Source organism: Bacillus sp. MHSD_36 (genome assembly GCF_030757775.1).
Taxonomy (GTDB): Bacteria; Bacillota; Bacilli; order Bacillales; family Bacillaceae_G; genus Bacillus_A.
In genome coordinates this window covers 349,056-369,059 of the sequence record NZ_JAVBIS010000003.1, presented here as the reverse complement: position 1 = coordinate 369,059, position 20,004 = coordinate 349,056, and the positions used below count along the sequence as shown (strand labels likewise).

The 20,004-nt window shown below is 36.7% G+C and carries 22 protein-coding genes; 1 reads left to right on the top strand and 21 read right to left on the bottom strand.

Features of this window, described 5'->3' with window-relative positions; translation table 11 throughout:
* Positions 1-376: 376 nt before the first annotated feature.
* The 18 genes from hisC to Q9B79_RS14965 form a co-directional block, all read right to left on the bottom strand.
* Positions 377-1,489 carry a histidinol-phosphate transaminase gene (hisC, locus tag Q9B79_RS15050; RefSeq protein ID WP_306185470.1) on the bottom strand — a complete coding sequence of 371 codons (1,113 nt, stop codon included), beginning with the start codon at positions 1,487-1,489 and terminating at the stop codon, positions 377-379.
* 124 nt (positions 1,490-1,613) lie between these two features.
* Positions 1,614-2,699, bottom strand: a complete 1,086-nt coding sequence (gene aroB / locus Q9B79_RS15045; protein ID WP_306185467.1) for a 3-dehydroquinate synthase — start codon at positions 2,697-2,699, stop codon at positions 1,614-1,616.
* A complete protein-coding gene (gene aroC, locus Q9B79_RS15040; RefSeq protein WP_306185465.1) occupies positions 2,699-3,871 on the bottom strand; it encodes a chorismate synthase in 1,173 nt (390 codons plus the stop codon). The genes aroB and aroC overlap by 1 nt, the downstream gene beginning before the upstream one ends.
* 270 nt (positions 3,872-4,141) lie before the next feature.
* A complete protein-coding gene (ndk, locus tag Q9B79_RS15035) occupies positions 4,142-4,588 on the bottom strand; it encodes a nucleoside-diphosphate kinase (RefSeq protein ID WP_000415885.1) in 447 nt (148 codons plus the stop codon).
* 124 nt (positions 4,589-4,712) lie between these two features.
* Positions 4,713-5,678 (bottom strand): heptaprenyl diphosphate synthase component II, encoded by a 966-nt coding sequence (hepT, locus tag Q9B79_RS15030; protein ID WP_306185462.1) that lies wholly within the window; start codon positions 5,676-5,678, stop codon positions 4,713-4,715.
* 38 nt (positions 5,679-5,716) lie between these two features.
* Positions 5,717-6,430, bottom strand: coding sequence for a 2-heptaprenyl-1,4-naphthoquinone methyltransferase (gene menG / locus Q9B79_RS15025; RefSeq protein WP_306185460.1), 714 nt, complete (start codon positions 6,428-6,430; stop codon positions 5,717-5,719).
* A gap of 29 nt (positions 6,431-6,459) precedes the next feature.
* Positions 6,460-7,209, bottom strand: a complete 750-nt coding sequence (locus tag Q9B79_RS15020; RefSeq protein ID WP_306185458.1) for a heptaprenyl diphosphate synthase component 1 — start codon at positions 7,207-7,209, stop codon at positions 6,460-6,462.
* 212 nt (positions 7,210-7,421) lie between these two features.
* Positions 7,422-7,991: a GTP cyclohydrolase I FolE gene (gene folE / locus Q9B79_RS15015; protein WP_001151482.1), complete on the bottom strand. Its 570-nt coding sequence runs from the start codon at positions 7,989-7,991 to the stop codon at positions 7,422-7,424.
* A 120-nt stretch (positions 7,992-8,111) separates the two neighbouring features.
* Entirely contained in the window at positions 8,112-8,384 is a 273-nt protein-coding gene (locus Q9B79_RS15010; protein ID WP_001043860.1) for an HU family DNA-binding protein, read from the bottom strand.
* Positions 8,385-8,683: 299 nt separating this feature from the next.
* The gene (gene spoIVA / locus Q9B79_RS15005; protein WP_000416519.1) at positions 8,684-10,162 is read right to left on the bottom strand and encodes a stage IV sporulation protein A; all 1,479 of its coding nucleotides are present in this window, start codon (positions 10,160-10,162) and stop codon (positions 8,684-8,686) included.
* A gap of 243 nt (positions 10,163-10,405) precedes the next feature.
* Positions 10,406-11,119 carry a hypothetical protein gene (locus tag Q9B79_RS15000; protein ID WP_306185453.1) on the bottom strand — a complete coding sequence of 238 codons (714 nt, stop codon included), beginning with the start codon at positions 11,117-11,119 and terminating at the stop codon, positions 10,406-10,408.
* A gap of 63 nt (positions 11,120-11,182) precedes the next feature.
* The gene (locus Q9B79_RS14995; RefSeq protein ID WP_001288997.1) at positions 11,183-11,386 is read right to left on the bottom strand and encodes a DUF2768 domain-containing protein; all 204 of its coding nucleotides are present in this window, start codon (positions 11,384-11,386) and stop codon (positions 11,183-11,185) included.
* A 267-nt stretch (positions 11,387-11,653) separates the two neighbouring features.
* Positions 11,654-11,905, bottom strand: a complete 252-nt coding sequence (locus Q9B79_RS14990) for a stage VI sporulation protein F (protein WP_000369753.1) — start codon at positions 11,903-11,905, stop codon at positions 11,654-11,656.
* Positions 11,906-12,019: 114 nt separating this feature from the next.
* Complete coding sequence (locus Q9B79_RS14985) at positions 12,020-13,042, bottom strand: NAD(P)H-dependent glycerol-3-phosphate dehydrogenase (protein ID WP_029440681.1); 1,023 nt, start codon at positions 13,040-13,042, stop codon at positions 12,020-12,022.
* A gap of 18 nt (positions 13,043-13,060) precedes the next feature.
* On the bottom strand, positions 13,061-14,371 hold the full coding sequence (gene der / locus Q9B79_RS14980) for a ribosome biogenesis GTPase Der (protein WP_098521192.1): 1,311 nt from the start codon (positions 14,369-14,371) through the stop codon (positions 13,061-13,063).
* Between the two features lie 124 nt (positions 14,372-14,495).
* Positions 14,496-14,681, bottom strand: a complete 186-nt coding sequence (locus Q9B79_RS14975; protein ID WP_061677809.1) for a capping complex subunit for YIEGIA — start codon at positions 14,679-14,681, stop codon at positions 14,496-14,498.
* The gene (locus Q9B79_RS14970) at positions 14,678-15,571 is read right to left on the bottom strand and encodes a YIEGIA family protein (protein WP_263702101.1); all 894 of its coding nucleotides are present in this window, start codon (positions 15,569-15,571) and stop codon (positions 14,678-14,680) included. The genes Q9B79_RS14975 and Q9B79_RS14970 overlap by 4 nt, the downstream gene beginning before the upstream one ends.
* A complete protein-coding gene (locus Q9B79_RS14965) occupies positions 15,564-16,175 on the bottom strand; it encodes a YphA family membrane protein (protein ID WP_306185444.1) in 612 nt (203 codons plus the stop codon). The genes Q9B79_RS14970 and Q9B79_RS14965 overlap by 8 nt, the downstream gene beginning before the upstream one ends.
* Positions 16,176-16,291: 116 nt before the next feature.
* Here Q9B79_RS14965 and Q9B79_RS14960 point away from each other — a divergent pair, with 116 nt between their 5' ends.
* Complete coding sequence (locus Q9B79_RS14960; protein WP_000513900.1) at positions 16,292-16,426, top strand: YpzI family protein; 135 nt, start codon at positions 16,292-16,294, stop codon at positions 16,424-16,426.
* A gap of 310 nt (positions 16,427-16,736) precedes the next feature.
* On the opposite strand, the gene Q9B79_RS14955 is transcribed toward Q9B79_RS14960, so the two are convergent.
* The 3 genes from Q9B79_RS14955 to cmk all read right to left on the bottom strand — a co-directional run bounded on the left by Q9B79_RS14955 (position 16,737) and on the right by cmk (position 19,959).
* Positions 16,737-17,786, bottom strand: coding sequence for a type 2 isopentenyl-diphosphate Delta-isomerase (locus Q9B79_RS14955; protein ID WP_306185441.1), 1,050 nt, complete (start codon positions 17,784-17,786; stop codon positions 16,737-16,739).
* A gap of 12 nt (positions 17,787-17,798) precedes the next feature.
* On the bottom strand, positions 17,799-18,947 hold the full coding sequence (gene rpsA, locus Q9B79_RS14950) for a 30S ribosomal protein S1 (RefSeq protein WP_306185439.1): 1,149 nt from the start codon (positions 18,945-18,947) through the stop codon (positions 17,799-17,801).
* Positions 18,948-19,281: 334 nt separating this feature from the next.
* A complete protein-coding gene (cmk, locus tag Q9B79_RS14945; protein WP_306185437.1) occupies positions 19,282-19,959 on the bottom strand; it encodes a (d)CMP kinase in 678 nt (225 codons plus the stop codon).
* Positions 19,960-20,004 lie beyond the last annotated feature (45 nt).

Below are 20,004 nucleotides of genomic sequence, written 5' to 3'. Positions count from 1 at the left end.
GGGCAGTAAGACCTCCACCTCAACATTCAGCGAAGGCAAAGAAGTTAGTTTGGTGATCAACTGCCCGTAAAAGCCCGATTGGTTCAACTAATAATCAGTGAGGGGATGAGCATCCCCTCACTGATTAAAGTTTCACTTTATCATAAGCAACTAGGTGTAACAACGCAACCTTTAGAAAGGGCATACTTCTTCTTGTACTTTCACTCATAACGATTCGAATATGACACCGATACCGCATTACTACTTTCTATTGTACCGTTTTCTTTCATTACCGTGCAAATAACTTCCCTTATTAATTATTGGCCCGCACGAACTCTTTACAGTTCTTCTTTCTTTAAATAAAAAAGACTCCTATATTAGGAGCCTTCCTAAACTCTTAAGAGTATGTTTCTTCTTTCTTTACTTGCTCGTTTACAAGCTCTTTCAATAGTTCTATAATTTTATCATTTTCTTCTTTCAAACCTACAGTAATACGAATGCCATCGTGTATACCAAATGCAGCACCAGAACGAACAATATAACCTTTCTTCATTAATCGTTCGAAAGCCTCATTACCAGGAATACCGAGCTTTAAGAAAATGAAATTTGTTTGAGATGGATAATAGAATACGTTATATTCCTTACAAAATGCGTAATATTGATTTAATCCTTCTTCATTCTTCTTCACACATTCTTGTAAAAATGCTTCATCTTCTAATGCAGCGAGTGCTACAGATTGCGCTACAGTCGATGTATTAAATGGTAATCTTGCTACTTCTAATTGACCAATTAACTGCCCATTACCAACCGCATACCCAATGCGGAAAGCAGCTAAACCATATGCTTTTGAAAACGTGCGTAAAACCATAAGATTTTCATACTTTTCAAGAAGTGGCAATGTTTGCGGATAGTCTTCTGCCCCCGCATATTCATAATATGCTTCGTCCATAATAACGAGCGCTGACTTAGGAACTGATTCTAAAAATGAAAGTAATTTTTGTTTCTCTACATATGTACCTGTCGGATTATTCGGGTTACAAATCCATACGATCTTCGTTTTCTCATCTACTTGCTGTAACATCGCATCTAAATCATGAATGCCATCTTTAAGTGGTACTTCACGAACTTCTGCTCCTTCAATAACAGCATGGTGATGGTATTGTGAGAATGTTGGATTCGCCATTACAACATTTGTTCCTTCGCGTAGTAATGCGCGGCTAATCATTTGAATGACTTCATCTAATCCACTACCAAATAATAGTTGTTCCGCTTTAACACCTAGATGTTTTGCTACTTTTGTTCGAAGTTCAAAGGCATACCCATCTGGATAAAGAGCGTATTGACTCGCTAAAGAAGTTAATGCTTCTGTTACACGTGCTGAACAACCGAATGGATTTTCGTTCGATGCCAATTTCACAATTTTTGATAACCCATATTCCCTTTTTACTTCTTCAATATTTTTCCCAGGTACATATGCTCTCAAAGTTAACAATTGCTCTTTCACTCTCATTTTTCTTCCCCCAGTCGTTTTATTCAATTCGATTACAATAAGGTTATAATCTCTCACTGCAATCGTTTATCTTAACCGTCACTATTACGAGGATACCTCTAAACAAGCACTTCTTATCTAGCTCTTAAACCATATCCTTTTGAAATGCCTCTAACGCAATATGAACAGTCTCATCTGGAATAGATACGACATTCACTACCCCATATTCCTGCATAAGCACCATATGAATTGCTCCAGCATTCGCTTTCTTATCTTGTTTCATCAATTGAACGAGACGGTCTACATTCAAATCACTTGGCATTTTTGGATAACCATACTTTAAAAACCACTGCTTCATCTCTTCATAAGCAAGATTAACCTTATACACTTGCTCACTTAAGAATATAGCAAATAACATTCCAACCGCTACTCCGTCACCGTGAGTAATATTTCCGTATCCTAGTTCTTTTTCAAGAGCATGACCTAACGTATGTCCAAAGTTCAAATGAGCACGTACACCTTTTTCTGTTTCATCTTGTGCTACAATGTTTGCCTTTACAGGAATCGCCTTCGTTAATATGTGAATTAATTTCTCATCACGAAGATCTGCTAATGTTTGCACTTCTTCTTTTAGCCAATGATATAGTTTTACATCACCAATTAGAGCATGTTTTATCACTTCTGCATAACCTGAGCGCCACTCTTTTTCAGGAAGAGACTGTAAAAACGGCGTATGATATACGACTGCTTCTGGTTGATGGAATGCACCTATCATATTTTTACCTAACGGATGATTGATTGCTACTTTCCCACCTACTGCGCTATCGTGAGCTAATAAAGTCGTCGGAACTTGAACAAAGCGAATTCCACGCATAAATGACGCAGCAACAAAACCAGCTAAATCTCCAATCATCCCGCCTCCAAGTGCAACAATTAAAGAGTTTCTATCTAATTTATTTTCAAGAGCTGACGTATGAGCCGCATAGAAATTTTCAAAGGACTTCTCTTTTTCACCATTCGGTACAACGAATGAAAATACTTTTTGCTCTATTTGCAACGCATCTACAACCGTCTGTAAATGTAAAGATGCAACAGCTTCATCTGAAATAATCATGATATTTGATACAGATGGCTTCATATTTTGAACAATCGTTGTCAAATCTGACAACGATTCTTTCCCTACATATACATCATATTCTTTTGATTTCGTTTGAATATGTATGTTTCCCATTAAAATCCCCTCGCATATTCATTATGTCTCTCAATATTTTCACGAATAAGGTCCATACGATCTAATCCGAATTGTTCTATTAAAGCTGTAGCTAATTCCCAAGCTACAACCGCTTCTGCAACGACACTAGCTGCTGGAACAGCACAACTATCTGAACGTTCAATACTTGCTGTAAAAGGCTCTTTCGTATCAATATCGACACTTTGAAGCGGTTTATATAGTGTAGGTATCGGTTTCATCACACCGCGTACAACAATTGGCATTCCAGTCGTCATACCGCCTTCTAAGCCACCCGCGTTATTTGTTCTTCTTGTATATCCATGCTCTTCATTCCACACAATTTCATCATGAACTTCGCTACCCGGTCTATGCGCTGCTTCAAAACCAATTCCAATCTCAACACCTTTAAAAGCATTAATGCTCATCATTGCGGCTGCTAATTTTGCATCTAGTTTTCGATCATAATGCACATAGCTTCCTACTCCAATCGGCATTCCTTCCACAATTACTTCAACGATGCCACCGATTGAATCACCATTTGATTTCGCATCATCAATTGCTTTTATCATTTGATTACCAGCTTCTTCATCTAAACAACGTACAGGTGATGCTTCTGTAATACTTTTTAATTCTTCAATTGAACGATACGTAGTCTCCTTAGCCTGTACACCGCCAATTTCAATTACATGGCCCGCTACTATAATACCAAGTTCCGCTAACAATTTTTTAGCAACCGCACCAGCAGCAACACGTACTGTCGTTTCGCGAGCCGAAGAACGTTCCAGTACATTTCTCATATCTCTATGACCATATTTAATTGCACCATTTAAATCAGCATGTCCAGGTCTTGGTTTTGTTACTTTCCTTTTCATTTCTTTTTCTTCTTGTTCCGTTAACGGCTCTGCACCCATAATTTTTGTCCAATGTGCAAAATCACGGTTTTCGACAACAAGTGCAATTGGAGAACCTAATGTCTCTCCATGTCTAACACCACTTACAATCTGCACTTGATCTGTTTCAATTTGCATGCGTCTACCGCGCCCATATCCCTTTTGCCTTCTAGCTAACTCTTCATTTATATCATCCGCTACTAATGGTAGTCCGGCTGGAACACCTTCTATAATCGTTGTAAGTTGTGGACCATGAGATTCACCAGCTGTAATATATCGCATACGTTATTCCTCTTTTCGTATATGTATTTATCTCGCTATACTAAGCAATAATATTATCTTTCATTACTCTAAAAATATGAAAGAGTTATGAATACATCAGCCATTCGCTTATTCTCCGATAGGCCTTTACTTTACATATCAATATATCATAACAGCTCTAACTTCGTAACTAATAGAAATAAAAAAAGTGCAAGAAGAATACCCCTATTCTCCTTGCACTTTCTACTATTATCACAGTTATTAAAGCGTTTACAAATTATTTCAAAATAATTAGTAAATCCATTCATTCATTAATTTTGAGTAGTCAACTAATTCTTCTTCTTTAAAGAAAATAGCAATCTCGCGCTCTGCACTTTCTAACGAATCAGAACCGTGGATAATGTTTTTCGCAACAGTTACACCGAAATCTCCACGAATTGTTCCAGGAGCTGCTTCATGTGGTCTTGTTTTACCCATCATGTTACGAGCTGTATCTACTACACCTTCACCTTGCCATACCATTGCGAATACAGGACCAGATGTAATAAAGTCTACTAATTCACCAAAGAAAGGTTTTTCTGTGTGCTCAGCATAGTGTTGTCCAGCAATTTCTGGAGTGACTTGCATTAATTTTGCACCAACTAATTGAAAGCCCTTCTTCTCGAAACGAGCTACAATTTCCCCAATGAAGGCACGTTGTACACCGTCTGGTTTAACCATTAGAAATGTTTTTTCCATAAAAAATCTCTCCACTTCTGAATTATGTATGTAATTGTATATCCCCACACACATATTAACACCCTTATCACAATTGTGCAATAGTTTTGAAATAGAGAGATTATTTTATTTTTTAGAAAAAACACTAAAATTTTCGTTTTCCAATATACTTTGCTACATTTTGTAATGCATACTTCGCTTGTCCACGTGGGAGTGGTTTTATAATTTCTAATGCTTTATGTAAATAACGTTCACTAAACGCAAATGCTTTATCAATAGCAGTACTATTCTTTACAGCCTCAATAATTTCTTTCATTTCATCCGCTGTTGTATTTTCATGTACAGATTTGATTTTCTTACAAAGAACTGGATCATCTTCCATAGCATATAGAGCAGGAAGCGTAATATTTCCCTGTAGTAAATCTCCACCAGCCGGTTTCCCAAGTTTCTCTTCTGTGGAAACGAAATCTAAAATATCATCAATAATTTGGTACGACATCCCGACGAAATATCCATACCAAAACAGACGATTTACCGTATCACGATTAGCGCCAGCAGCAATTGCTCCTAATTGGCAACTCGCAGCAATTAATAATGCTGTTTTTCGCTTTATTCTTCTTAAATACGTTCTTAAATTTTGGTCATAGTCATACTTATCTTTAATTTGTTCAATTTCACCTTTACACACTTCTAAAATGGTATGCGATAGCGCCTGATGCGCCTCAGGAATTTCGATATTTGTTATACATTCAAGTGACTTAGCGAATAAATAGTCCCCTGTATACATTGCAATACGATCTCCCCACTTCGCATTCACAGTTGCGCTACCACGTCGTAAAAATGCAGCATCAATAACATCATCGTGAACAAGAGAAGCCATATGTATAAGTTCTAACGCAACAGCTACATGCTTAATGACGTCTAACTTATAATCCCCAAATTTCCCCGCAAGCAACACAAATACAGGACGAATTCGCTTCCCACCAGCTTCAATAAGTTGTAATGCCGCCTCTTCTACTAATGGCTGTTCAGAAGCAACTGTCTTTTTTAATTCTTTTTCTATCACATTAATATCCGATCGTAAAAAAGAGTACATAAGTTGTAACTTCATATTGTTCACCTTAACCTAAAACTTCTTTTTTCTTTTTTCTATTTTGATTCTGGTTTCATACCTAAATGCATCGCTGCTACCCCAAAAGTAAACGGCTTCACTTGCACACGTTCAAGTCCAGCTTTTTCGAACATATTAGCCAATTCTTTCATACCAGGGAATGTACTAGCAGATTCTTGTAGCCATGAATATTCTTTATAACTTTTCGCAAATAACTTTCCAAATAACGGCATGATATATTTAAAGTATAAAATATATCCTTGTCGAAAACCAATCATTGTCGGCTGAGACGTTTCTAAACAAATTACTTTTCCACCTGGCTTGACTACACGCGTCATTTCTTTTAATACGTGCATATAATCCGGTACATTACGTAAACCAAACCCAATTGTTACATAATCAAATGTATTATCTTCAAACGGAAGTTCCATTGCATTCCCGTGTAGAAGTTCTACTTGTTTTAATTGTAACGCCTCTACCTTTTGCTTACCGACAGATAACATACTTTCACTGAAGTCTAAACCAACAACCTTTCCCTGTTCACCTACCGCTCCAGCTAGCGCAATTGTCCAGTCCGCTGTCCCACAGCATACATCAAGCGCTTTACTACCTGGTTTTACATCCATAATGCGCATCGTCTCTTTACGCCACGCTTTATGTCTTTGAAAACTAATTACAGAATTCATTACATCGTATTTATCAGAGATTTTCTCAAATACGTCATGTACTCTTTCTTCTTTTGATTGTTGCATGCTCGTACCTTCTTCCAATGTAAAATTGCTTATGTCTTCGATTTATCTCTTAACACAGAGTTTATTTTGCTTATATCTGTGTGATTTTCTAAAAATTGATTTTCTTTCTTTCTCAGTTCCATCATCCATCCATTCATAACTGTCTCTGCGTCTGCTTTATCGTTCAAAATCTCTTGAACAGCTTGAAAAACAGGTGAATGTTGTTTATCAGCGTATAGTTCACATTCTTTTTGAAGACGATTTTTCCCTAATACATACGTTATAAACGGCTTCCAATGCGGTAAATGAAAATGATCACATGTTTTTTGTAAGAGTGCAGAATCAATCGTTACTACACTTTCCATTATGTCATCCATCGTTTTATGCGCTTTTTGATATAACATTATTTTATGTTCATTAATTTCTTTAATTCCTTCAGCAAGCGCACGAATTAAAACAATATCACGATTCATAGACAATAAGTAATAATATAACCCGCTATAGTAATCACCAGCAAGCACTGTTAACTGACGACGTTTATGCGATTCATTTGCTTCTTCCCCTGCCTTATTTGATACTCTTTCATGTGTATCAAGCGCAATTTGAACAAGCATAATCGTTACTACATAATGCTCAATTTGTTCTATATGTAATTTTGCACTTTTTAAAGCACCATATAACAATGCTATTTTCTCTTCATCAATATATGGTTCTTCAATATAGTTTATAAAATAAGGATGGCGTAATTTCTCCATCAATTTCTCTCTTATACCCGTATACCCTCCGTAGATGTCACACACAAAAATCACCCTTGTTTTCTAATTCATAAAACTTATTATAACACATACATTCTATTTTCTATAACCAAAACTTGGCTACTCTTTCCAAACTTCCATCGAATGAAATAACATCTTCCATTCTTTTAAGTAATCTTTCTATTCTTACTCTACCTTGCTAAAACTATATCATTTATAAAAAAAAAAAAAAAAGAAAAGCAGTTTCCCACTTTTCTTTACTTTGTTTTAATAAAAGATAAAATTTCACTACGTGCCGCAGCATCATTTTCTAGCACACCACGTACTGCGGTTGTTACTGTTTTTGCACCCGGCTTTTTCACACCGCGCATCGTCATGCACATATGTTCCGCTTCTACTACTACCATTACACCGTGCGGCTCTAGCACTTCCATAATAGAGTTCGCTACTGTTGATGTAATACGTTCTTGTAGTTGTGGACGACGTGCAATTGTATCTACAGTACGAGCTAATTTGCTTAACCCTGTCACTTTTCCGCCTTGCGGAATATATGCAACGTGAGCAACTCCATAGAATGGAACTAAATGATGCTCACACATCGAATAAAACGGTATATCTTTTACTAGTACAAGCTCCTCGTGATCTTCTCCGAACACTTTATGCAAATGTTCTTTCGGATCTTCATGCATACCTGAGAACACTTCTGCGTACATTTTTGCAACACGCTTTGGTGTATCAAGTACTCCCTCACGATTTGGGTCATCCCCGATTGCCTCTAAAATAAGGCGTACTGCATGCTCAATTTGTTCTAAATTAACTTTTGCCATCCGCTAGCCCTCCCGAAAACCTAAAAGTGATACGAACACATTCTAGCATATTTATGTTTTTAAAAGCAAAAAGAAGAGTTTCCAAAAAGGAAACTCTTCTTCCCTGTTAATATGTAAGGATTATTTAACCGCATCTTTTAACGCTTTACCAGGTTTGAATGCAGGTACTTTACTTGCAGCGATTTCAATCTCCTCACCTGTTTGTGGGTTACGACCTTTACGAGCCGCACGCTCACGAACTTCGAAGTTACCGAATCCGATCAGTTGTACTTTATCACCTTGTTTTAAAGCTTCTAAGATAGAATCAAAAACAGCGTCTACTGCTTTTGTTGCGTCCTTTTTAGAAAGGGAACTTGCTTCTGCAACAGCATTGATTAAATCTGTCTTGTTCATGCCATTCACCTCCTCCCAAAGATAAGACTGTATAATGATCATAAAATGAGTCTTACTTTCATTTGTAGGCAATTTTTGCAAATTCTATACTACAAAGATGTAGATAAATCATTATCAACGCCTATATTATACGATTCTCCTTTATAATTCAATATTTTTAAGGAAATTGTTACTCTTAAAATGTGAAAATCTGATGAAACTTGACAATTTACAACAATATATTAGATAATGACTGTTTATTTTTCTATTTTATATGCAAAAATAAAAAAAATCCCTCTACGATGAGAGGGATTTTTTTCTTATAATATAATCGCAATTAATCCGCCAGATCCTTCATTAATAATTCTTTCTAGCGTTTCTTTTAATTTATATCTCGCATTTTCTGGCATTAAAGATAGTTTCGCTTGAATGCCTTCTCGAACAATAGAGCTTAGCGAACGTCCAAATATATCAGAATTCCAAATTGATAATGGATCATCTTCAAAATCTTGCATTAAATAACGAACTAATTCTTCACTTTGTTTTTCAGTACCAATGATTGGCTCAAACGTAGATTCCACATCTACTTTAATCATATGAATAGATGGAGCTACAGCTTTTAATTTCACACCAAACCTTGAACCGTGACGAATAATTTCTGGCTCATCTAAGCTCATGTCAGCTAACGCAGGCGCCGCTACACCATATCCTGTTTGCTTTACCATACGCAGGGCATCCGCCACTTGATCGTATTCTATTTTCGCATGAGATAAATCGAGCATAAGCTTTAATAAATGATCTTTCCCTCGGATTTCTACCCCTACAACTTCTTTTAAAATTTGATCATATAATTCATCTGGTGCATATAAATCAATCTCTGCTACTCCTTGCCCCATATCAATACCAGCTAGGCTCGCTCGATCAATAAATTCATACTGACTAAACTGCCAAACGACACGGTCCACATCACGAAGACGTTTTATATCCTTCACAGTCTCTTGAACGGCTTCTTGATAACTTTGGCGTAACCAATGTCCTTCATTTAGCACCATTACCCAGCTCGGAAGGTTCACATTCACTTCTAATACAGGGAACTCAAATAACGCCTCTCGAAGTACATTGTACACATCTGTTTCTCTTAAACTTTCAACACTCATCGCAATGACTGGGATATCATATTCTTCAGATAAACTTTGGCGCAATTGCTCTGTATCTGGATGATACGGCTGTACAGTGTTAATGATCATAATGAAAGGTTTTCCGACTTCTTTTAGCTCATTTACGACGCGTTCTTCTGCCTCTATATAATCTCTTCTTGGAATTTCACCAATCGTTCCATCTGTTGTAATTACAACACCAATTGTTGAATGTTCTTGAATTACTTTACGTGTTCCAATTTCTGCAGCTTCATGGAATGGAATAGGCTCTTCATACCAAGGAGTATTAATCATGCGTGGGCCATTCTCATCTTCATAGCCTTTTGCTCCTGGAACCGTATATCCGACGCAATCTACTAATCGAATATTCACTTCAAGACCTTCATCTACTTCAATAGAAACCGCTTGGTTTGGAACAAATTTCGGTTCCGTCGTCATAATTGTACGGCCAGCAGCACTTTGAGGCAGTTCATCCTGCGCCCTTTGACGGTCAGACTCATTCTCAATATTAGGGATAACTACAAGTTCCATAAATTTTTTAATGAATGTTGATTTCCCTGTTCGAACAGCTCCTACAACTCCAAAATAAATATCACCGCCTGTGCGTTCCGCAATATCTTTAAAAATATCTACCTTTTCCAAGTGATTCCCTCCCTCAATATTTTTGGGAATAATTCCACGTTTATAGTCAACTAATACCTTCTCTAACGTTGCCTATAATATCTGATATAATATAATGGTATTCTAGAAGTTCGGACAATATATCATATAATTTTGTCCAATTTCATATGACTATTAAAAAAATACCTTTTGTTTGCATCGCAAGTTGTGTAACATAAAAAACCTTTCTTCTAGAACTTATTCACTAAAAGAAAGGTTCATGACTTATGATTTTAAAAAAATTGGTTCTCCATCCTTTACCGTATACGGCAAAGAATACGCAGGTACAAATGGAGAATCTTTTGAAAGGATATTTCGGATATCTTCTCCCTCCTTACATTGCCCTTCATTCTTTTTCAACGCTTCATATAAGTCGATTCTATAATCAACAAAAAGTTCTCCTTTTTCGTTGATTACAAATGGTAGTCCTTTACCAGAATAAGGACTTGTCACTTGCGGTACATCTTTATATCCTAGTTTTTTGAAATCTAATTCATACACACCATCTGAAATTACCTTTTTAAAAGGTGGATATTGATGTTCATCCCGATACATCCGAAGCTTTAAAGATAATTCCTGAATTTGTTCCGCCATCCTAACATCAATTAACTTTACTGCCGGGTTTGTTTCAACGTCTATTAATACGTATTGATATACTCCTCCACTTTCATACGCGTTCCCTGGCGCTTCTTGTATGTAACGCGGAGCAATCTTTTGAAAATCGATTGGATACTTTTGATAAATAGGCGTATTCATATCCCGCGTCTTAATTGGCAATATCCCACCATTTTGCTCCTTAAATGTCGCAACAGCCTTTTGAACGATCTGTAGCTGATCTTCATAAGGAACAGCATTTTGTTTCATATTTTCTTTTGGATACAGACATCCAGTTAAAAGGCTGATACAACAAAATATTAAAATAATATGGACTTTTTTCACTAGTAATCACCTTTTCATACTAATATAACTTGCTCCGTATGTAGCATTTTCGAGACCATCCCTTCACTGCTGTACAGGCCCACTAAATACAACAAGAAAAATAACAATTCCTGACACAACCATAAGGGTGTAGGCTACCAAAGCTGTAATCCCTTTCAAAATTTTATTCTTTATTTTATATCTGCTTAGCAAAATAAAACTTACTGCAAAAAACATAAATCCAATTGCCCCTAAAGCAAACCACATTTTTATAAGCCCTTCCGACATATACACACCCCTTTTTATTAATCTATTTTTATACTATTTTAACAAATTAAAATCTTTAAACAAATACAAAAAGAACATTTTACTACAAATTGCGAATATGTAAATTTAATCAATAGGTTTTTCAGCACTTCCCACTAATCTACAAAAACATAAAAACCGAAGCGAGTGTATCTCTCGCTTCGGTTGACCAAATATGCCCAAAACAGCTCTATTCCCATACTTTCATGGCTATCATATGCAATCTACAAACTCTTTGTTTCTCATATTTTATTTTTTAAACATTTTGCTTAACGAACCAAAATCTGCCGGCATATTATTGTTAATGATCGCTTTTACAATTTGATCCTCTTGTTCTTTCGGCACTTCACGTCCTGCCATAAGGGCCACTTGATGAATCAATTGACGAAGCACAGTCTCATCACGTAAATTCGCATTTTGTACAGATGATGCTAATTTAAAAATATCTTCTTTATTCACTTTCGCTTCTTTTTCAATGTTATTAAAAATGTTATTATCCATTCTTTTCACCCTCTCCTCAAGTTACTCTTCATCCTATGCAAAAATAAAAAAATGGTGAAAAGACCCAAAAAATAAAAAGCGACAGAAGTACATTTGTACTTCTGTCGCTTTTCTTTACAGTAAGTCAGGTATAGCTTCCACTTCGTGTTTTCGAACACGCCCCATCAATGAGCCTACTGCATCTTTTACATTATTCCCATTAAATAGCACGTCATATAAAGCTGCTGTAATCGGCATTTCAACTTCCATTTTCTCCGCTAATTCATGAGCAGCCTTCGTTGTTCTTACACCTTCTACAACCATACCCATACTTTCTAACACTTCTTCTAAAGAGTGTCCTTTTCCAAGCATATTTCCTGCACGCCAATTTCGGCTATGAACACTTGTACAAGTTACAATTAAGTCTCCCATACCAGTTAGACCAGCAAACGTTAACGGATTTCCGCCCATTTTTCTTCCTAAACGAGCAATCTCCGTTAAACCACGTGTCATTAATGCCGCTTTCGCATTATCACCTAATCCAAGTCCATCAGTTATCCCCGCAGCTAATGCGATAATATTTTTTAACGCACCACCAAGTTCAACTCCAACGATATCTGGATTTGTGTATACACGGAAATAACTATTCATAAACAAGTCTTGTACTTCCTCAGCCGCTTCCATACGCTTCGCCGCTGACGTAACCGTCGTCTCTTGACGTAAACCAACTTCTTCAGCATGACTCGGTCCAGACAGTACCACAACGTCTTTAATTAAGTTCTCTGGAATTTCTTCCTCAATAACTTCTGAAATACGTTTTGACGTACCAGGTTCAATTCCTTTACTTGCATGAATCCAAGTAGTCGGACCCGCTACATATTTCTTCATATCTTGCAGTACTTCTCTATACGCTTTCGTTGGCACTACAAGAAGTACTACATTTACATCTACTAATGCTTCTTCTAAAGAAGAGTAGGCTACGATTGTGCTTGGCAATGTAATTCCCGGAAGGTATCGACTATTCTCATGTTTTGTATTAATCTCATCCATAAGTTCAGAACGATTTCCCCAAATACGTACATCATGCCCATTGTCAGCTAATACCATCGCTAACGCTGTTCCCCAGCTACCTGCTCCAACTACTGTGATTTTTGTCATAAAATCACATCCTCTCCATTAGTCTCTTGCTCTAGCGATAATGTGAATCGGCGTTCCTACAAAGCCAAATGATTCACGTAAACGATTCTTTAAGAAACGCTCATATGAGAAGTGCAATAATTCTGGATCGTTTACAAACACAACAAATGTTGGTGGTTTTACCGCAACTTGTGTTGCATAGAAAATCTTCAGACGACTACCATTATGTGTTGGCGTTGGATTCATCGCTACCGCATCCATAATTACATCATTTAATACGTTCGTTTGAATACGGATACTATGGCTCTCATTTACCTCATCGATAACTGGAATTAACGTTTGTGTACGTTTTCTCGTTTTCGCAGATAAGAACACAATTGGTGCGTACTCTAAAAATTGGAAATGAGCACGGATGTTTTCTTCAAATGCTTTCATTGTTTTCTCGTCTTTTTTCACTGCGTCCCATTTGTTTACAACGATAACGACAGCTCGTCCTGATTCATGAGCGTATCCAGCGATTTTTTTATCTTGTTCAATAATTCCTTCTTCACCATCTAAAACGACTAAAACAACGTCAGAACGTTCAATCGCTCTTAATGCACGAAGTACACTATACTTTTCTGTACTTTCATACACTTTCCCTTTTTTACGCATACCAGCTGTATCGATAATTACATAGTCTTTTCCGTCTTTACTATATGGTGTATCGACAGCATCACGAGTTGTTCCTGCTACATTACTAACAATTACACGCTCTTGACCAAGAAGAGCATTTACAAGTGATGATTTCCCTACATTTGGACGCCCAATTAAAGAGAAACGAATTGTATCTTCATCATATCCGTCTTCTTCAATCTTTGGAAAATGCTGTGCAGCTTCGTCTAATAAGTCACCTAATCCTAATCCGTGTGTACCTGAAATTGGGAATGGCTCACCAAATCCTAATGCATAGAAATCATAAATGTCACTGCGCATTTCCGGATTGTCCACTTTATTTACTGCAAGTACAACGGGTTTATTTGAACGATATAATATTTTTGCAACTTCTTCATCAGCTGCTGTTACACCGTCACGACCATTTGTCATAAAAATGATAACATCTGCTTCATCGATGGCTACTTCAGCTTGTTGACGAATTTGTGTCAAAAATGGCTCGTCTCCAATATCAATTCCACCTGTATCAATAATGTTAAATTCATGATTTAACCATTCTCCAGCGCTATAAATACGATCGCGCGTTACACCTGGAATATCTTCTACGATTGAAACTCTCTCTCCAACAATTCTATTGAAAATAGTAGATTTCCCTACGTTCGGGCGGCCTACTATTGCTATTACTGGTTTCGGCATATACTTTCATCCTTTCAACTTGCTTCTGTTTATTATGTAAAAAACCCTTCTTTGTGCAAGAAGGGATTTGCATTCCAGAATATTTCTCAACGTATCAAAACACCTCACATTATAACACACGTTGCTAATGTTTCACAATAATATATACATTCTCTTGTAAGCGATGCGCAATACCGTCTAAAATTGCTTCTAAATTATTTGCAACAAATTCTAATTCCTCTGTCGATTCACAAGTAAACAAAGGGGCACCACCAGCAAATTTCTCTGGTGCTGTTGTAATAACCGCTAAAATTACACTTTCTAACATCATCCCTTATCTCCCCTTCCTTTCGGGGCTTCCGATGACATATGAACAGCACTTTCTAACGTCGGCACATTCCCTATGACACCTATCGCTTTCTCCGCATCTTGATCTTGTGGCAAGACAAAGATTCCGACCCTTCCATCCTCTAAATCACGCTTCGCTAACGGTACAAGCGCCGGCGTACCAGAATCTCTATAAATCCCTAAAGCAACAGAAACATCATGTAAAATAGCCTGTCGTTGTCCTAAGTTGGAGATTGTCACCATAGCATCAATTGTTTTCGGCTTTAAAATAAAACCCATCCCATACTTCATAATTTCCTCTTGTCTTGCTGGTAATCCAATATTCATAATGTAAATATTATCAATATATAGCCCTGCTCCTTCAAACCGGAGCGGAACATGCTCGATATCAACAAGATCATGTAACCTTCTACCAGACATTAATTTTTTCGCAATAAAAAATGCGATGATCGCCATAATTACTCCAGCAATCCATGAACGAAACCCTATATATGCAAACGTCGTCACAAACGACGTTAACATCGCCAAATAGTTGCGACTTTCAAAAACTAATGCAATTCCTTCAATGTATGTATTTCCACGCGGTACGAGCTCATAACCATCTAATTGTTGCAATGTATTTCTTTCCATATTACGCACATCACGAAACTGTGTTGCTGCCAACGTAAGAAACGTAATGGCAGAAAAATCTTTTTTCAAAATGGACGGAATCGCAATCGCTCCTAAAGCAGCTGCTATTAACCCCATCGCAATGTGAATAATTTTCCCATGGAGCCTCGTCGGATATTGCCGTGTATCCGTCCGGAGCATTAATACTCTCGTTACTGTCCCTGCTATTACGCCGCATAAAATGGCCGGTGTATATTCAGTCATGTATTACCCTCGCCTTTCTTTTACGTGTTTTTCTCTTGAACTGTTCCTTATATACTGATGCTTTTGCAATCCAAAATAAAATTGCCATGAAAAATGTAGAAACGGCGACGATATCAAAAAACGCTAAACTTCCGTAATTATAAGGGAAATGTAGTTTCCGAAAAATAAGTGTCACTAGCAATTCCCCCTGCAACATCCCTATATAAAGAGAACATAATCGTAATATGCGATCCTCGTGTAATAAAACCGATGCATACACAAGAGCGCTGCTTAATAAAAACAACCTGTCCACCACAATCCAAATTGGATCATATATTTCTAACAAATGAAAACTTGTATATAACATTGCAATAATAAGTGCTGAAAGTAAGCTATATAATTTTTTCCAAATAGAATAAAGCGCGATTCCTATAAAAGCGACAATACAAAGCAAAATTGCATTTACTGATACCATGAATGAAGCAATCTTTACATGTAACGGAGAGCAAATAATAAAAATCAATATACAAGCGCTTACCTTCCACCGAATAGAATCCTTTTTCATCAGAAAAGTTACGACGACCCACCCTATCCAAGCTATAAAATAAAAAGTACTCCCTTCCATCATTTCACCTCCTATGTTTTCCATTATGGGAACTTTTTATGAAAGTTAATCCACTTTCTTCACGCATAGTTTTTTCATATAACACCAACACTTTTAATAAGGAGGTGCTATTTATTATGGGTAAAGATCGTCAAGAACGAAAACTAAGAGAATCACGCCGCGTTGAATCTGACCGTGACCAATCACTACAATATCCAGGGGCTACTGGACTGGATACACCAGAGCAAGCTCGTAAGCAGAATCAGCACTAATGAATACAAAAAGACGGTTTCGATATTGTACGAAACCGTCTTTTACATATTTCTTCATATTTATATCGAAATAACATTTCCTATACAAAACTTTCTACGCTTCATTTTTATCCACACCCTTTTCTTTTGACACAATCAAACCTCCTTCAATAATTCAATAGCACATTATTTACATTTTTCAGTCGCAACTTTCACAAGATACTATTTACATACAGGAACGTTTTCATTTTTCTAGAATATCAATTTCATTCCTCTCTTTCTATTACTAAAACGAATAGAAAACAAAAAAACCAACCAAACGGTTGATTTTTTATTTTCTACTATAATGCGTCGTATCAATACCACGCTGCGTTAACCAATGATATGTTTCGCCCTTTACAACAAGAGGTACAGCCTGTAACTCTTCTATCGTCTTCGCGCCAAGAGCAGTCATAATAAATTTCAAATCTGTATGTAGAAGATCAATTTCATCCACTAACTTCTCGATACCATCTTGTATTAAAATACGTAAAAAGTAACCCGCAAACGCAGTTGTATTCGCTCCTAATGCGATTGCTTTCGCTACGTCAAGCGCTGTTTGTATACCCCCAGATGCAATAAAAGAGAGGTTATTTTTTGTAGAGGTTGCTTCAATAATCGAGGTAGCTGTTTGTATGCCCCAGTTATTAAAATAAGAAAGCATTCGCTGTCTTCTTTCATTTTCAACAGCAGCAAAATTCGTACCACCTTGTCCGCCAATATCAATTGCCGTTACACCTACGCTCGCTAACTGTTGCATTGTTTCCTTACTCATCCCAAATCCAACTTCTTTCACAATGACAGGAACTTTACTATTTAAAACAATTTTCTCAATGCGCTGAAGTACACCAGTAAAGTCACGGTCTCCTTCTGGCATCGTTAACTCTTGTATGACATTCAAATGAATTTGCAATGCATTCGCTTCAATCATATCAACAGCACGCTCTGCCTGTTCGATAGTTGCTTCACTACCTAAATTAGCAAAGAAAATACCATTTGGATTTACCTTTCTGATAATCTTATAAGAAGCAGCCTCACTTTCATCTTTTAACGCCGCCATTTGCGAACCTACAGCCATAGCAAGGTTATGATGTTTCGCTACATATGCTAATTGCTCATTAATATGTAACGTTTTCTCTCCTCCACCACCAGTCATCGCATTGATAAAAATCGGCGAACTTAGTGCAAGTTCGCCGATTTTTGTTTCACATGTTATTGTGTCATAATTTGAATTTGGCAAGCTTTGATGCACAAAATCAATATCATGAAAGCCATGCGTACGAGACTGACCAGTAGAAAGAGCGTATTCAATATGATCTAATTTACGTTTTGCCCTTACCACTTGTACCCCTCTTTATTTCTTTAATTTTTTCAGTTGTTCACCAATAATATCACTTAATTGGAAAGTAGCAGAATCAGCATTTGGTTCATACTGACTGTAATCTTCAATTACATTATTTTCCTCAAGCGCTTCTTTTATACTTAAAGAAATACGTTTCTCTGCTACATGGACTTCAAGCACTTTCACTTTTACTTCTTGTCCCATTTCCAATACTTCATTTGGATTTTTCACGTGACGATTTGCAATTTGAGATACGTGTACAAGGCCTTCAACACCAGGTAAAACTTCAACGAACGCACCGAATGTAACAAGACGTTTTACGACTCCTTCACGAATATCTCCAGCTTTTAGTTCGCCAGCAACATTTTCCCAAGGTCCTGGTTGAGCTGCTTTAATTGATAAAGAAATACGTTGTGTATCAGCATCAACAGATAACACCTTAACCTTTACCTTTTGACCTTGCTCTAATACTTCAGAAGGTTGCTCTACACGTTCGTGTGAAATTTGTGAAATATGAACTAAACCGTCCACACCACCAACATTTACGAAAGCACCAAAATCAGTTAATCGTTGTACTGTTCCTTCAACAACGTCTCCTTCTTTTAATGAAGAGATTGCTTCTTTTTTCTTAGAATCTAGTTCTAATTCTACTACTGCTTTATGTGAAAGAATTACACGATTTTTTTCGCGGTCTAATTCAACAATTTTCACAGCTAATGTTTTGCCTTTATAGTCAGTAAAATCTTCTACATAATGTACTTCTACAAGTGAAGCTGGGATAAAACCACGAACACCAAGGTCCACAACTAATCCACCATTCACAATGTCTTTTACAGTAACATCAAACACATGACCTGAAGTAAATTTCTCTTGTAATTCTACCCATGCTTTTTCTGCATCAACAGCACGTTTAGATAAGACAAGATCATCTTCTTCTAATTTAATAACCTTTAATTCTAGTGTTTGATCTAATTCTACAACATCGCTTGCTTTTTCAATATGAACGTTAGCTAATTCACTAATTGGAATTACGCCATCTGTTTTGTATCCAACATTTACAAGCACTTGTTTCTCTTCAACTTTCGTTACAGAACCTGTAACAACGTCACCAACTTGTAATTCTTTTGAATCCATAACTTCTTCATTCATTTTCTCTACCATGGAAATACCTCCCTACAGAATTGACAAAGCATTTTTTATGTATATACGAAATGAAAACAATTGTTTTCATTTGCATGTTTAAGAATTTATCATCACATACTGAGGTTTCATACATTTCACTAGAAAATATATTAAACCTATATAAATAGTATACAGCAAAATCATCTTGAAGAAAGTATGTTTTGAAATATAATAGCGAATATATTCTGAAAGTTTTCTCTCTCTTTTACTAACTTCTTACAAATTCGATTATTTGTCAAGAAAAGAGACTCATAATTCACGTATCCTTTACATTTCTATAGAAACAAAAAAAGAAAGAGGCTATCCCCTTTCTTTATTTCGCAAACACCCCTGAAACAATACTCATAATTTTTTGGACAACTTCTTCAATTGATAAAGAAGTTGTATCTAATTCCAATGCATCATCAGCCTTTTTGAGAGGAGAAATTTCGCGTTCTGAATCTAATTTATCACGCTGAGCAATTTCATCTTTTAACTGCTCTAAATTAGAATCGAAACCTTTATTCATATTTTCTAAATGTCTTCTTTCTGCTCTTTCTTCAACAGAAGCAAGCATAAAGATTTTCACTTCAGCATCTGGTAACACATGTGTACCAATATCACGGCCATCCATTACAACGCCGCCTTTTTCCGCTAACTCTTGTTGACGACGTACCATTTCTTCACGAACAAGTCGATGTTTTGCCACAATCGATACTCGATTCGTAACCTCTGGGGTACGAATGACTTCCGAAACATCTTGTCCATTTAAAAATACAAGTTGTGTATTTTCTCCTTGCTGAAACTCGATTTTCACATTTTTTACAACTTCCATTAACTGCTCTTCATTTTCAATGTCCACTTTTTTCTCAAGGGCTGCATATGTAATCGCACGATACATTGCGCCTGTATCAATATAAACGTAAGCAAGCTTCTTCGCTACTACTTTCGCAACTGTACTTTTTCCAGCAGCTGCTGGACCATCTATAGCAATTGAAATTCGTTTATCCATTGTAACACCTCATTTTTTCACTTATAAAACAAAACGAAAAGCAGG